We start from the raw sequence: 13,056 nt of genomic DNA, 5'->3' as shown, positions 1-13,056 counted from the left end.
GGCTTCACGATGTTACCCTGGGTTCAACTGGACAGCGCAAAGATACCGGACGATGGCGGCGAACTGCGCCTGAAACAGCGGGGCCAGGAATTCTCCATCATGCTCGGATCCAACGAGCTGATGAACAGCCGGCTGAGCGGTTCGGAAGAGGCGCTTGCAACGCTCTCCTGGGAAAAGATCAAGGACCGCTCTAAGCCATCCATCCTGATCGGCGGCCTCGGCATGGGTTTCACGCTCCGTGCAGCGCTCGCGATCGTCCCACCGGATGCCACCGTCACCGTCGCCGAACTGGTACCGGCGGTGGTGAAATGGGCGCGCGGACCAATGGCCGAGGTCTTCAAGGGTTGCCTCGACGACCCGCGGACGAAAATCCATCAGGGCGATGTCGGTGAGCTGATCCGCGGTTCAAAGAACAGGTTCGATGCCATCCTGCTCGATGTCGACAATGGTCCTGACGGCCTGACACGCGACAGCAATGATGCGCTTTATAACGGCCGCGGCCTGCGCGCCGCCCGTGAAGCTCTACGCCCCGGCGGTGTGCTCTCCGTCTGGTCATCCGGCCCGGATTACGGCTTTACCAAGCGCCTGAAGGATACAGGCTATGAGGCCGAAGTCGTCAACACCCGCGCCAACGGCAAGCGCGGCGCCAAGCACGTCATCTGGGTGGCGACGCGCCGCTGATGGCGACGCAAGAATAGATTATCCGAAGATTTCGTCGACCAGCGCATGCACGCGCCGGAAGGCAGCCTTGGCGCCCTCGGCAGCCTCAAGCTCTTCCGCTTCGGTAAGCGGCAAATCGTTATAGGCAGCGACAAAATTGCGCCAATGCAGGCCACGACCATCCGGATGCCCTGCCAGATGCCGTGCGCCAAAATCGTCCGACAGGCCGATCTTTGCAGCTTCCTTGCGCAGGAATGCCGCGCCGAGATTGGACCCTTCCGCGACATAGACCCAGCCGAGCGCCTGAGCCGGCGTCAACGGACCGGTCGTCGCGCTGAGTTCTTCCGGGGTGCCGCCGAGATCGGCGATATCCTGACGCAAAGCCTCGTAACGATTCCGCTCGGCCAGACCGGGCAGGCGGCGATTGAGGTCTTCGTCCGCAAAAAGCGGCGCGACATCGGCATGGAAATGATGCTGCACCTCGAGAAACAGGGCGTAACGCTCGCGGCTGGCAAACGGCTCGGCGCGCATGATGCGCTTGTCCAGCGTGTCATGGGTCCCGGTCGTCAGAGCCTTCAGGCGCTGGATACGGGTTTCTTCGGTCGGACGCTCGAGCTCTAACTGCATTACTTTCCCCATGCACTCATGTTTTCCGCATCAAGCAAATCAAGGTGCGACAAGTCAAGCAGGACGTGAAGCCGGAACCTCGAAAACTTCGCCTGGCCGCATCGGCCTGAAACGCTCGCGAGCGATCTTTTGCGCGTCGAGCGCCGCATGCAGCGCCTCCACCGGCTGCTCTATTCCCTCGTCGGTCAGTTTCACCGTGCCCCAGTGATGACCGGCAACGTAGGACGCGCCGCAAAGTTGCATGCCTTTGACGGCCTCTTCCGGATTCTGATGTTGCGCCTCCATGAACCAGCGCGGCTCATAGGCTCCGAAAGGAAGATTGGCGAGCCGGAACGGCCCATGCTTTTCGCCGACAGCTCGGTAATTCCGGCCCTCGTGAAAACCGGTATCGCCGATATGGTAGATTTTTCCGGCAGGCGTATCGAAGACGAAAGCCGCCCAGAGCGCCTGGCGACGATCTCCCAGACCGCGCGCCGACCAGTGGTGGCACGGCTCGCAATGGAAGGTGACGCCGGGGCCGACCGTCTCGTGGCCACCCCAGTCCATCACAGTGATCCTTGCATCCGCCACACGGGAACGAATGATTGCATCATTGCCGAGTGGAGTGATGAAATGCGGCTTGTCACGGCCCTGCAGTACCCAAAGCGTTTCGAGATCCATGTGGTCGTAGTGATTGTGGGTGACCAGCACGATATCGATTGGTGGCAGGTCACCCATTCGGATGCCCGGCGGGTTCACGCGTTTCGGACCTGCAAATCTGAATGGGCTCGTCCGTTCGGACCAGACCGGATCGGTCAGGATGTTTAGCCCCGCCACCTGGATCAGCATCGAAGCATGCCCAATCATCGTCACCACGACCCGGTCACCATCGATGCGCGTCCCCGGCACGGTTTGCGGGAATGGGCTGACGAAAGTTTCGGGCCACGGGATATTACCGTTGCCGAACTTCCAGCGCAAAAGGTCCAGTCCGCCGCGCGGCTCCACGCCCCCCGGATTGAAGAAGGCCTTGCCGTCAAAATGATCGGAGACGGGACCGGAATAATACTTATTACCGGCCATGGCGCTCCTTGCCGTAACCCCGCCGGCAAGTGCCGCGATGGCTGCAAGGCCGGACCATTTGAAGAATGTGCGTCGATTCATGGGATCCTGTATAAAAAGCCATATGGTGCGCTTCAAGCAGACAGACAATCGGCACGCAAATGTTACGAATGCCCGCCACACCTTGACTCTCCGCCCCATTTCCTGTTTAAGCCCGGCAATCTGCTGACAAGTCACGACTTGGAGCCGCCGACCGGGGCCGACATACTGAGCCCGGAGGTCAACATCCGACAGCGCGTTGCGCCCTCGGGTGCTTTTTGGCTTTGCGCGCTTTCGCGTCTTGTTTTTGCCGGCAAAAGACCCGACGTTTCCGGACACCAACTGGAAGCGAAGAAGGAAGACACGATGTTTGAGAACCTGCAGGACCGTCTTGGCTCCATTCTGAATGGACTGACCGGCCGTGGCGCGTTGAGCGAGGCGGATGTTTCCGCAGCGCTCCGCGAGGTTCGCCGTGCGCTTCTGGAAGCCGACGTGGCGCTCGAAGTCGTGCGCGCCTTTACGGATAGAGTACGTGAAAAGGCCGTCGGCGCCGAAGTCCTGAAATCGATCAAACCCGGCCAGATGGTCGTCAAGATCGTCCATGACGAACTGGTCGAGATGCTCGGCTCCGAGGGCGTCAGCATCAGCCTGGCAGCCGCTGCACCCGTCGTCATCATGATGGTCGGCCTGCAAGGCTCGGGTAAGACGACCACGACCGGCAAGATCGCCAAGCGCCTGACCGACCGCGACCGTAAAAAGGTGCTTATGGCGTCGCTCGATACGCGTCGTCCGGCAGCCCAGGAACAGTTGCGCCAACTTGGCGTACAGACCGGCGTGGATACGCTGCCGGTCATCGCCGGCCAGTCGCCGACCGATATCGCCGCGCGCGCCGTGCAGGCGGCAAAACTCGGCGGCCATGACGTCGTCATCCTCGATACCGCCGGCCGCACGCATATCGACGAACCGCTGATGCAGGAAATGGCGGAAATCAAGCGGAAGTCCAATCCGCATGAAATCCTGCTCGTAGCCGACAGCCTGACCGGTCAGGACGCCGTCAATCTTGCGCGCAATTTCGATGAACGCGTCGGCATTACCGGCCTCGTTCTGACCCGTATGGACGGCGATGGCCGTGGTGGTGCCGCGCTTTCCATGCGCGCCGTCACCGGCAAGCCAATCAAGCTGATCGGTGTCGGCGAAAAGATGACGGAGATGGAGGAATTCCATCCCCGCCGTATCGCCGACCGTATTCTCGGCATGGGCGACATCGTTTCGCTGGTCGAAAAGGCCGCCGAAAATATCGACGCCGAAAAGGCAGCCGCCATGGCCGCCAAGATGGCCAAGGGCAAGTTCGACCTGAACGACCTTGCCGACCAGTTGCGCCAGATGAAATCGCTCGGCGGCATGGGCGGCATCATGGGAATGATGCCCGGCATGGCCGGCATGAAGGACAAGCTCGCCGCATCGGGCATGAACGACAAGATGTTCGACCGCCAGATCGCCATCATCGGCTCGATGACCAAGGCCGAGCGCGCCAACCCGGACATGCTGAAACATTCCCGCAAGAAGCGGATCGCAGCCGGCTCCGGCACCGATGCTGCGGAAATCAACAAGCTTCTGAAAATGCACCGCCAGATGGCCGACATGATGAAAATGATGGGCGGCAAGGGCAAGGGCGGCATGATGAAGCAGATGATGGGCGGCCTTGCCTCCAAGATGGGTCTTGGTGGTGGCATGGGCATGCCCGATCTGTCGAAGATGGATCCGAAGCAACTCGAAGCCCTGCAGAAACAGGCGGAAGCCGCAGGCCTGAAGCCGGGCGGCATGCCGGGTCTTGGTGGCGGCCTACCCGGTGGAATGGGTGGCCTGCCCGGTCTCGGCGGAGCAAAGCTCCCCGGCCTCGGCGGTTTCTCCGGCCTGCCGGGCAAGAAGAAATAAGGGAGGACGCGAATGGTTGATCCTGAAGTGAAGGCACGGCTTTCGAGCTACCGCCAGTCGATCGACAATATCGATGCGGCGCTGGTGCATATGCTCGCCGAGCGTTTTCGCTGCACCAAGGAAGTTGGCGTCCTGAAAGCCAAGTACGAATTGCCGCCGGCAGACCCGGCGCGCGAGGAATACCAGATCGAACGCCTTCGCCGTCTGGCAAAGGAAGCCAATCTGGATCCGGATTTCGCCGAGAAGTTCCTGAACTTCGTCATCAAGGAAGTCATCCGGCATCATGAAGCAATCGCCGCCGAACACGGCGGTGCGAAAGAGACTGCCTAACCTTAAGCCCGCCTGACGGCGGCCTTGAAAAGAACCGGACCACCGGACGGTGGCCCAAAAGAAAACTAAGGAGTTAAACAATGTCCCTGAAGATTCGTCTCGCCCGCGGTGGTTCCAAGAAGCGCCCTTACTACACCGTTGTTGTTGCCGACGCCCGTTCGCCGCGTGACGGCCGCTTCCTCGAAAAGCTCGGTTCCTGGAACCCGATGCTCGCCAAGGACAACGAAAAGCGCGTTGAACTGAACGAAGACCGCATCAAGCATTGGCTCGCAAACGGCGCACAGCCGACCGACCGCGTTCTGCGCTTCCTCGCTGAAGCCGGCATCGCAACCCGCGACGCCAAGAACAACCCGGAAAAGGCAAAGCCGGGCAAGCGCGCTCAGGAACGCGCTGCTGAAAAGGCTCAGAAGGCTGCCGACGCAGCTGCCGCTGCAGAATAATTTCTGCAACGATTGCATTCGACGGGCAGTGCGGCAACGCACTGCCCGTTTTCTGTTTGGCCATGCTTGCGTTGCACCGCGAGCGGTTCATGGCTAAATGAGCGCAGACCAATCGGAACACCCGGCATGAAGAAGCTTGAAAACCCAATCCTGATGGCCACGATCGGCGCCGCCCAAGGTCTCCGGGGCGAAGTACGGGTCAAATCCTTCACTGCGGACCCGACAGCCCTTGGCGAATACGGTCATCTTTATGCAGAAGACGGGCGGCGGTTCGAAATCCTCGAAATCCGCGATGCAAAAAACGTCGTCGTTGTCCGCTTCCGCGGCATTAACGACCGTAATGCAGCCGAAGCCCTGAACGGGCTGGAACTCTTCGTCGAACGCGACAATCTTCCTGACGAAGAGCTTGATGAGGACGAATTCTATTATGCCGATCTCGAAGGCCTCGAAGCCGTCGATGCTGAAGGCAAAAGCTATGGCAAAGTCAGCGCGGTATTTGATTTCGGCGCCGGCGATCTGCTTGAACTGAAAGGCCCCGGTCGACGCCCGGCGCTCATCCCCTTTTCCGAAGCAGCGGTTCTGGAGATCGATCTGGACGCAGGCAAAATCCTGATTGACCCTGAGGCCGCCGGCCTGATCGAGGATCCGAACGACAGGGACCCAACCGCAGTCGGCAAACGTCCGCCCAAGCCCCGCCAGGGACCCTCCAAAAAAGCTCCCGGCCAGGACGAAGAATGACATTTCGCGCAACCCTCCTGACGCTCTATCCGGAAATGTTTCCCGGACATCTCGCTTTCTCCCTTTCAGGCAAGGCGATGGAACGTGGCGACTGGTCGCTCGATACGATACAGATCCGCGATTTTGCTGAAGACAAGCACCGCACCGTAGACGATACGCCGGCCGGCGGTGGCGCCGGCATGGTGCTGAAACCGGATATTCTGGCGAGAGCGATCGATTCTGTCGCCGCCGATACCCGCCCCCGCCTGCTGATGAGCCCGCGCGGCAAGCCGCTAAGCCAGAGCCGGGTGCGTGAACTCGCCGATGGCGAAGGCGTCGTCATCGTCTGCGGCCGCTTCGAAGGCGTCGACCAGCGCGTCATCGACGGACGCAACCTCGAGGAAGTGTCGATCGGCGACTACATCCTGTCGGGCGGCGAACCCGCAGCGCTGACCGTTCTCGACAGCATCATCCGCCTCCTGCCGGGCGTCATGGGCAATGCCCATTCCGGCACCAACGAAAGTTTTGAGCACGGCCTGCTGGAACACCCGCATTACACCCGCCCGCAGGTTTTCGAAGGCCAGGAAATCCCGACGGTCCTGACTTCAGGAAATCACGCAGCGATCGAAAAATGGCGGCTGGAGCAGGCTCTAAAGCTGACGCAAATACGTCGCCCGGATTTGCTTGCGGACGACTGACGCCACTATCACCCGGTTACGAAATAATAGACCGTCAGCGCCGATCCCACCGCGACCACGCACCAGCGAAGCACTGCCTGCGGCACGCGACGCGCCAGCCAGACGCCGGAATAACCACCGAGTGCACCTGCCGGGATCATCACCAGCGCCTCCGGCCATGCCACCACATCGCCACTGATGAAGACAACGATCGCCACGCCGGCAATCAGCATGGCAAACAGGTTCTTCATCGCATTGAGGTGATGATAGGTGCCACCGGTCGTGAGCCCAAGCACCGCCAGCATCATGATCCCCATCCCGGCACCGAAGAACCCGCCATAGATCGCGTTGAAAAACTGGCCGACGATGCTGGAAACACTATTGGCGCTATGCTCCTCGGAAGAAACCTTCGGTTTGAGCAAGGGTCCTGCCGCAAAAATTGCCGTCGCCGCAGCAAGCAGCCACGGCACGAGCGCGCGGAAGGACGGATTGTCGAGCGACAGCAGGATCAGAGCGCCGGCGAGCCCTCCCACAAGCGACACGACGCCCAGCACGGCAATGCTCCGCCATCGATGCAGAATTTCCGCTCGATAGGCGATCGTCGATGTCACATACCCTGGAAACTGCACGATCGATGACGTGGCATTGGCCGAGATTGGCGGAATGCCGGCGAGCGTCATCACCCCGAAAGTAAGAAACGTGCCGCCGCCCGCAATCGCGTTGACAGCACCCGACAGAAACCCCGCCGCGGCCAGCAGCAGAATCATCATTATTGTCATTTCGCAATTTCCTCTTCCCGGAAATCCAGATATCCCGTTCTGAGCAAGGCAGCAACGATGCCCGCGACAAAAATTGCGACTGCGGGATGACAAACGCCCCGTATTGGTGTATTGGCCGGCGCGGAAATGGGAAAACTCCCGTCGACCAGCAACAAAGAATGGCGAATTCGCTAGCCCACAAGGCACGTCGCGAGGCCCTCGGATGAGGTGACCAAGGACGGGAGGCGCTCTGGCTGTTTCAGAAGAACTGAAAAGGTTTGACCGATGAACATCATCCAGCAGCTGGAAGCCGAACAGGCAGCCAAGATCGAAGCTCAGCGCAAGCTTCCTGAATTCTCCCCGGGCGACACGGTCCGCGTCAACGTTCGCGTGACGGAAGGTACCCGTACCCGCGTACAGGCTTACGAAGGCGTCTGCATCGCTCGTTCAGGCGGCGGCATCAACGAGAGCTTCACCGTTCGCAAGATCTCCTACGGCGAAGGTGTTGAGCGCGTATTCCCGGTTTACTCGCCGCTCGTCGAAGGCGTCGAAATCGTTCGCCGCGGTAAGGTCCGTCGCGCCAAGCTGTACTACCTGCGCGATCGTCGCGGCAAGTCGGCTCGTATCGTCGAGAACACCGGCACCCGCGCCCGTAAGCTGAACGACGCCGAGCGCGCCGCAGTTGCCGAGGAAAAGGCACGCATTGAAGCTGAAAAGATTGCAGCAGCACAGGCACTGGCCGCCGAAAAGGCAGCACAGGAAGCCGCTGAAGCAAAGGCTGCTGAAGAAGCAGCAAAGGCAGCAGAAGCTTCTGCAGAATAAGATTGCCGGTTACGGCATGAGAAAAAGGCGACCTTCGGGTCGCCTTTTTTGTTTGTGCGACTAGCGTGGACCGTCCGCATGTGCCGACGGCGGCACGTCCTTCGTCTCGCGCCCGAGCATCTGGCCCACGATGATCACCAGCACACCCGCTACAGCAAGGCATGCCGCCAGGAAGAACATTGGCAGGATGTTACTGCCCGTCGCGTCATTGATCCAGGGCACGACATTTTGCGCGATGAAGCCGCCGAGATTGCCGACCGAGTTGATCGCAGCCAGCCCAGCCGCAGCCCCGGCTCCCTTCAGAAAGCGTGACGGCAGGCTCCAGAACACCGGCTGGCCGGCAAAGATGCCCGCTGCGGCAATGCAGAGGAAAGCGAACTGTAGATAGGGCGAGGTCACCAGGACGGAAGCCGCCAGGGCCGCGGCACCGACAAACGCTGGCCCCACAATATAAGGCGTCTTTTTCTCGGTCTTATCGGCAGCCGAAGGAACCACCCAAAGCGCGACGGCGACGATCAGCCAGGGAATGATGTTGATGAAGCCGTTGGTCGTGTTCGATACGCCAAAACCCTTGACGATCGTCGGCAGCCAGTAGCTCAGGCCATAGGCCGCCAGCGGGAAGCCGATGAAGCAGAGGGCCATCAACAGCACGCGCGGATTGATCAGCGCCTTGAAGCCGTGGCCCGCATCCTCGTCCATTCCAGCATTTTCCTGCGCCAGCCGATCTTTCAGCCATTGCTTCTCGTCAATCGTCAGAAACTCTGCCTTTTCGGGCGTGTCGTCGAGATAGAAGAAGGTGAAGGCGCCGGCGATGACGGCGGGAATGCCGGTCGCGAGAAACACCCATTCCCATCCCTCAAGCCCCAGTGTGCCATCGAGATCGAGCAGCATGCCGCCGAGCGGCGCGCCGACCGCATTTGCGAGCGCACTGAAGATCATGAACAGGCCGACCATGCGACCGCGATAATCTTTCGGAAACCAGAGCGTCAGCAGATAGAGCACGCCCGGAAAGAACCCCGCCTCACAGGCACCGAGCAGAAAGCGAAGGATGTAGAACATCGTCATGTTCTGGGTGAAGGCCAGCGCGATCGTCACCAGCCCCCAGGACACGATGATCCGGGTGAACCAGATTCGCGCCCCGAAACGGGTCAGGAAGAGATTGGCCGGCACCTCGAAGATGAAATAGCCGATGAAGAACAGCGAGGCGCCGAGGCCATAGGCATATTCGCTCATCCCGAGTGAATCGACCATCTGCAGCTTCGCGTAACTCACGTTCTGCCTGTCGATATAGGCAATGAGATACAGGACCCCGAGAAGCGGCATCAGCCGCCAGGTGATCTTAGAGATCGTATTGCTTTCAGAGACCAAGATTTCCTCCCCGGCCAGCAGCCGTGTCTGATCTGTGGGGAGGAAATTAGGTGCATCACTGGATGCGGCAAGAGACCGCAGGCCTCTTTGAGACGAGGAAGCCGTTGCCCCGTGCAGGATTACCGCAGCACAAACCGGTCGCGGCCCGCTTCCTTGGCTTGATAAAGCGCCTCATCTACGGCCTTTAAGAGACCCAGCCGCTCCGACCCCGCCTCCGGCGCGAGAGCAGCGCCGATGCTGAGACGCGCGGTGACGATGTTGTCGTCAACGACGAAAGGCCGGCGAAACTCTTGGAGCAGGGATTCGGAAAGCTCGGAAAGCGCTGCGACATCCGGCGGATCGGGCACGAAGATCGCAAACTCGTCACCGCCCATGCGCACGACCACATCCTGCGCCCGCACACACTCGCTGATCCGCTTGGCAGCATGGGTCAGAACCTGATCGCCCGCATGGTGCCCAAGCTTGTCGTTGATCTGCTTGAAACCGTCCATGTCGAGATAAAGCACGCCGAACCCCTGCTGCGAGGAAAGCGCGTTGGCGAGCATCACGTCGATCAACGAGACCAATGCCGACCTGTTGTAAAAACCGGTCAGCGGATCGGTCATGGCCGCAAGCTTCAGCTTTTCCTCGGCAAACTCCATCATGAAATTCGCCTTCTGCAGCCGCAGGAGACCGCTTGCTACATCGGCAAACTGGCGCAGGTTGCGAATCTCGACATCGGTAAGGTCCCGCTGCTCGACATCGAGTAGGCAGAACGAACCGACCGGAAGATCAGGCTCCAGCGATACCGGAGCACCGGCATAAAACCGGAAACCTGGAGCCCCTTGAATTGCGGGAAAACTTCGGAATTCCGGGTGCCGGCTGAGGTCGGGCACCACGACGACTTCGTTGGCATAAACCACGCGGGAGCAGACGGAATCTTCTCGACTGCATTCACCGATCGGAATGCTACCTACCTGGCAGGCAACCCGCTGCCAGTCCTCGTCTATGATATTGACCGCAGCACAAGGGGTGCCGAAAACATCCTTGGCCAGTTGCACGAGCGTGGAAAGTTCAGACGTCGCATTGCCATCGACCGAAATCAGCCCCCGGACGGAAAGCAGACGATCAGCTTCATTGGCAGGAAGCTGGGCTGTAAGTGCCATACGCACCTCCTCGTTGTCCTCATCACCGCCGCCGCATGCAAATAAGGACACAAAAAAAGAGCTTTAACTGCCCGTCGCTTGTGCCATGCGCCCCTAATCGAAGCAATTGCCGTCCCTCTAAAAAACTGGTAATAGACCGGCCATGGGATCGAAATTCGGATGCCTCGCGAACAAATTTATCGTGCTGCAAGACCACAAGCGTCTGCCGGCACGCTTCTTCGCATCCGTATCCGGCGCTCTCAACAGCCGACTTAGCTGACGGTCGCTTAAACGCGACCCGTGCTGCGGCACACGCTTTTGCCGCGACAAATCCCCCTTTTCAAAAAACTGTTCTCGAACGGAATGGCAGCCATGAGCGCACCTCGCACCCTCTACGACAAGATCTGGGACGACCACGTCGTCTCTCAGGACGAAAACGGCACCTGTCTTCTCTACATCGACCGTCACCTGGTTCACGAGGTGACGTCGCCGCAGGCTTTCGAAGGCCTGCGCATGGCCGGCCGCAAGGTCCGCGCCCCCGAAAAAACGCTCGCCGTGGTCGACCATAACGTCCCGACCACGGCCGACCGCCACGAAGGCATCAAGAACGAGGAAAGCCGCATCCAGGTCGAGGCGCTTGCCCAGAACGCTCGTGATTTCGGCGTTGAATACTACTCCGAAAAGGACGTCCGCCAGGGCATCGTCCATATCGTCGGACCGGAACAGGGGTTCACCCTGCCGGGCATGACCATCGTCTGCGGCGACAGCCACACCTCCACCCACGGCGCATTCGGCGCATTGGCGCACGGCATCGGCACATCCGAGGTCGAGCATGTTCTCGCCACCCAGACGCTGGTGCAGAAGAAGGCCAAGAACATGCTGGTGCGTGTCGATGGCAAACTGCCGGAAGGCGTCACCGCCAAGGATATCATCCTCGCCATCATCGGCGAGATCGGTACCGCCGGCGGGACCGGCCACGTTATCGAATTCGCCGGCGAGGCGATCCGGTCGTTGTCCATGGAAGGCCGCATGACCGTCTGCAACATGACGATCGAAGGCGGCGCTCGCGCCGGCCTGATCGCGCCGGACGAGACGACTTTCGAATACATCAAGGACAAGCCGCGCGCCCCGAAGGGCAAGGCCTGGGACATGGCACTCGACTACTGGAAGACGCTCTACACCGAAGAAGGCGCTCATTACGACAAGGTCGTCGTCCTCGATGCCGCAAACCTGCCGCCGATCGTCACCTGGGGTTCTTCGCCGGAAGACGTCACGACCATCGAAGGCACAGTGCCGAATCCGGACGAAATCCAGGATGAGAACAAGCGCACGTCGAAATGGCGCGCACTGGATTACATGGGCCTGAAGCCGGGCACGAAGATGACTGACATCACCGTCGATCGCGTCTTCATCGGCTCCTGCACCAACGGTCGCATCGAAGACCTGCGCGCCGCCGCAAAGGTGGTCGAAGGCAAGAAGGTGGCCTCCAGCGTTTCCGCCATGATCGTGCCGGGCTCCGGCATCGTCAAGGAACAGGCGGAAGCCGAAGGCCTCGACGTGATCTTCAAGGATGCCGGCTTCGAATGGCGCGAGCCGGGCTGCTCGATGTGCCTTGCAATGAACGACGACCGTCTCAGCCCCTACGAGCGCTGCGCCTCCACCTCGAACCGCAATTTCGAAGGTCGCCAGGGCTACAAGGGCCGTACCCACCTCGTCTCGCCTGCAATGGCGGCGGCGGCGGCCGTGGCAGGACACTTCGTCGATATCCGCGACTGGAAATAAACTGCTTTCGTTGAATGACGTTTGAGATGCCCGGCCAAAGTGCCGGGCATTTTGTTTTGGACTACCCCAGAACCTTCACTAACGTCCCTTTTCGCAGATGCGGCAACAGCCGCTTCATGTCGCGCGGATGAACCGCCACGCACCCGGCCGTCGGCTGATAACCCGGCTTGATCAGATGAAAAAAGATTGCCGAGCCGCCGTAGCGCTTGCGAGAGGTAATGTTCCAATCCATCACCAGACAGACATCATAAAGCCCGTCCGTCCGCTTCATTTCTTCATGGCTCGGCTTGAACGGTGCCCCCACGCGCTGAGTGACCAGCCGGTTATAGACCGCATGCTTCGGCTCGTCGCACCACAACATGTCTCCGGATATTCGCCGCATCGAAAGCGGCGTCTGCGGCAGCCTGATCCGCTCGCCGCGGGTGAAGCCGGAAATCAGCTTCATGGCCGCAATCGGCGTCGCCCCATCCCCTTCCCGCTTGAAGGCGGAAGTGCCGGAACCACCGATCGCGGCCTGCAAAGTGATTCCCTTGAACGAGACAATCGCCCTTTGCCGGTTGCGAGGCGCAGTCCGGACGGTCACGACGGATTGCTTTTTGGACTTTTGCACACGGAAAAGCGGCATTTTCTCACGAGGTTTTGCTTTGAATATCATTTTGTTTGAAATCATAGCATCTTGGGCTTTACATCGGGGAGCCCTAAATACGCTTAGATTCCGACAACACGGACGAAAAACGGG

General features: G+C 60.0%; 13 protein-coding genes and 2 pseudogenes. 8 read left to right on the top strand and 7 right to left on the bottom strand.

Annotated elements, in window-relative coordinates:
* The first annotated feature begins 9 nt into the window (after positions 1-9).
* The gene (locus ACI3K0_RS17905; protein ID WP_183828541.1) at positions 10-681 is read left to right on the top strand and encodes a spermidine synthase; all 672 of its coding nucleotides are present in this window, start codon (positions 10-12) and stop codon (positions 679-681) included.
* A gap of 18 nt (positions 682-699) precedes the next feature.
* Here the strand turns inward: ACI3K0_RS17905 and ACI3K0_RS17900 are convergent, their stop codons facing one another.
* A complete protein-coding gene (locus ACI3K0_RS17900) occupies positions 700-1,287 on the bottom strand; it encodes a biliverdin-producing heme oxygenase (protein ID WP_183828544.1) in 588 nt (195 codons plus the stop codon).
* 54 nt (positions 1,288-1,341) lie between these two features.
* Positions 1,342-2,427 (bottom strand): MBL fold metallo-hydrolase, encoded by a 1,086-nt coding sequence (locus ACI3K0_RS17895; protein WP_183828547.1) that lies wholly within the window; start codon positions 2,425-2,427, stop codon positions 1,342-1,344.
* A gap of 303 nt (positions 2,428-2,730) precedes the next feature.
* Here ACI3K0_RS17895 and ffh point away from each other — a divergent pair.
* Positions 2,731-4,005, top strand: a pseudogene (ffh, locus tag ACI3K0_RS17890) (signal recognition particle protein); the annotation flags it as partial.
* Here ffh and ACI3K0_RS17885 read toward each other — a convergent pair.
* Positions 3,968-4,402, bottom strand: a pseudogene (locus tag ACI3K0_RS17885) (hypothetical protein); the annotation flags it as partial. The pseudogenes ffh and ACI3K0_RS17885 overlap by 38 nt on opposite strands.
* On the opposite strand from ACI3K0_RS17885, the gene ACI3K0_RS17880 reads away from it, so the two are divergent.
* From ACI3K0_RS17880 to trmD, 4 genes are all read left to right on the top strand, one after another.
* On the top strand, positions 4,312-4,629 hold the full coding sequence (locus ACI3K0_RS17880; RefSeq protein WP_183828555.1) for a chorismate mutase: 318 nt from the start codon (positions 4,312-4,314) through the stop codon (positions 4,627-4,629). The pseudogene ACI3K0_RS17885 and the gene ACI3K0_RS17880 sit on opposite strands and share 91 nt — an antisense overlap.
* A gap of 80 nt (positions 4,630-4,709) precedes the next feature.
* Entirely contained in the window at positions 4,710-5,069 is a 360-nt protein-coding gene (rpsP, locus tag ACI3K0_RS17875) for a 30S ribosomal protein S16 (RefSeq protein ID WP_148147788.1), read from the top strand.
* A 126-nt stretch (positions 5,070-5,195) separates the two neighbouring features.
* Complete coding sequence (gene rimM, locus ACI3K0_RS17870) at positions 5,196-5,807, top strand: ribosome maturation factor RimM (protein WP_183828558.1); 612 nt, start codon at positions 5,196-5,198, stop codon at positions 5,805-5,807.
* Positions 5,804-6,484: a tRNA (guanosine(37)-N1)-methyltransferase TrmD gene (gene trmD, locus ACI3K0_RS17865; protein WP_183828561.1), complete on the top strand. Its 681-nt coding sequence runs from the start codon at positions 5,804-5,806 to the stop codon at positions 6,482-6,484. The genes rimM and trmD overlap by 4 nt, the downstream gene beginning before the upstream one ends.
* Before the next feature lie 8 nt (positions 6,485-6,492).
* Here the strand turns inward: trmD and ACI3K0_RS17860 are convergent, their stop codons facing one another.
* Positions 6,493-7,242, bottom strand: a complete 750-nt coding sequence (locus ACI3K0_RS17860; RefSeq protein WP_183828564.1) for a sulfite exporter TauE/SafE family protein — start codon at positions 7,240-7,242, stop codon at positions 6,493-6,495.
* 264 nt (positions 7,243-7,506) lie between these two features.
* Here ACI3K0_RS17860 and rplS point away from each other — a divergent pair, with 264 nt between their 5' ends.
* Complete coding sequence (gene rplS, locus ACI3K0_RS17855) at positions 7,507-8,043, top strand: 50S ribosomal protein L19 (RefSeq protein ID WP_148147784.1); 537 nt, start codon at positions 7,507-7,509, stop codon at positions 8,041-8,043.
* A 60-nt stretch (positions 8,044-8,103) separates the two neighbouring features.
* Here rplS and ACI3K0_RS17850 read toward each other — a convergent pair whose 3' ends face one another.
* Positions 8,104-9,411: an MFS transporter gene (locus tag ACI3K0_RS17850; protein WP_183828567.1), complete on the bottom strand. Its 1,308-nt coding sequence runs from the start codon at positions 9,409-9,411 to the stop codon at positions 8,104-8,106.
* A 119-nt stretch (positions 9,412-9,530) separates the two neighbouring features.
* The gene (locus ACI3K0_RS17845) at positions 9,531-10,556 is read right to left on the bottom strand and encodes a sensor domain-containing diguanylate cyclase (protein WP_148147782.1); all 1,026 of its coding nucleotides are present in this window, start codon (positions 10,554-10,556) and stop codon (positions 9,531-9,533) included.
* A 351-nt stretch (positions 10,557-10,907) separates the two neighbouring features.
* Between ACI3K0_RS17845 and leuC the strand changes: the two genes are divergently transcribed.
* Entirely contained in the window at positions 10,908-12,317 is a 1,410-nt protein-coding gene (gene leuC / locus ACI3K0_RS17840; protein ID WP_148147780.1) for a 3-isopropylmalate dehydratase large subunit, read from the top strand.
* 61 nt (positions 12,318-12,378) lie between these two features.
* Here leuC and ACI3K0_RS17835 read toward each other — a convergent pair whose 3' ends face one another.
* The gene (locus ACI3K0_RS17835; RefSeq protein ID WP_183828570.1) at positions 12,379-12,942 is read right to left on the bottom strand and encodes a L,D-transpeptidase; all 564 of its coding nucleotides are present in this window, start codon (positions 12,940-12,942) and stop codon (positions 12,379-12,381) included.
* Between the last annotated feature and the right edge of the window lie 114 nt (positions 12,943-13,056).

Source organism: Rhizobium sp. ZW T2_16 (genome assembly GCF_044987325.1).
GTDB lineage: Bacteria > Pseudomonadota > Alphaproteobacteria > Rhizobiales > Rhizobiaceae > Neorhizobium > Neorhizobium cellulosilyticum.
Note: the sequence above shows the minus strand (reverse complement) of the source record. Positions and strands in the feature narration are given on the sequence as shown.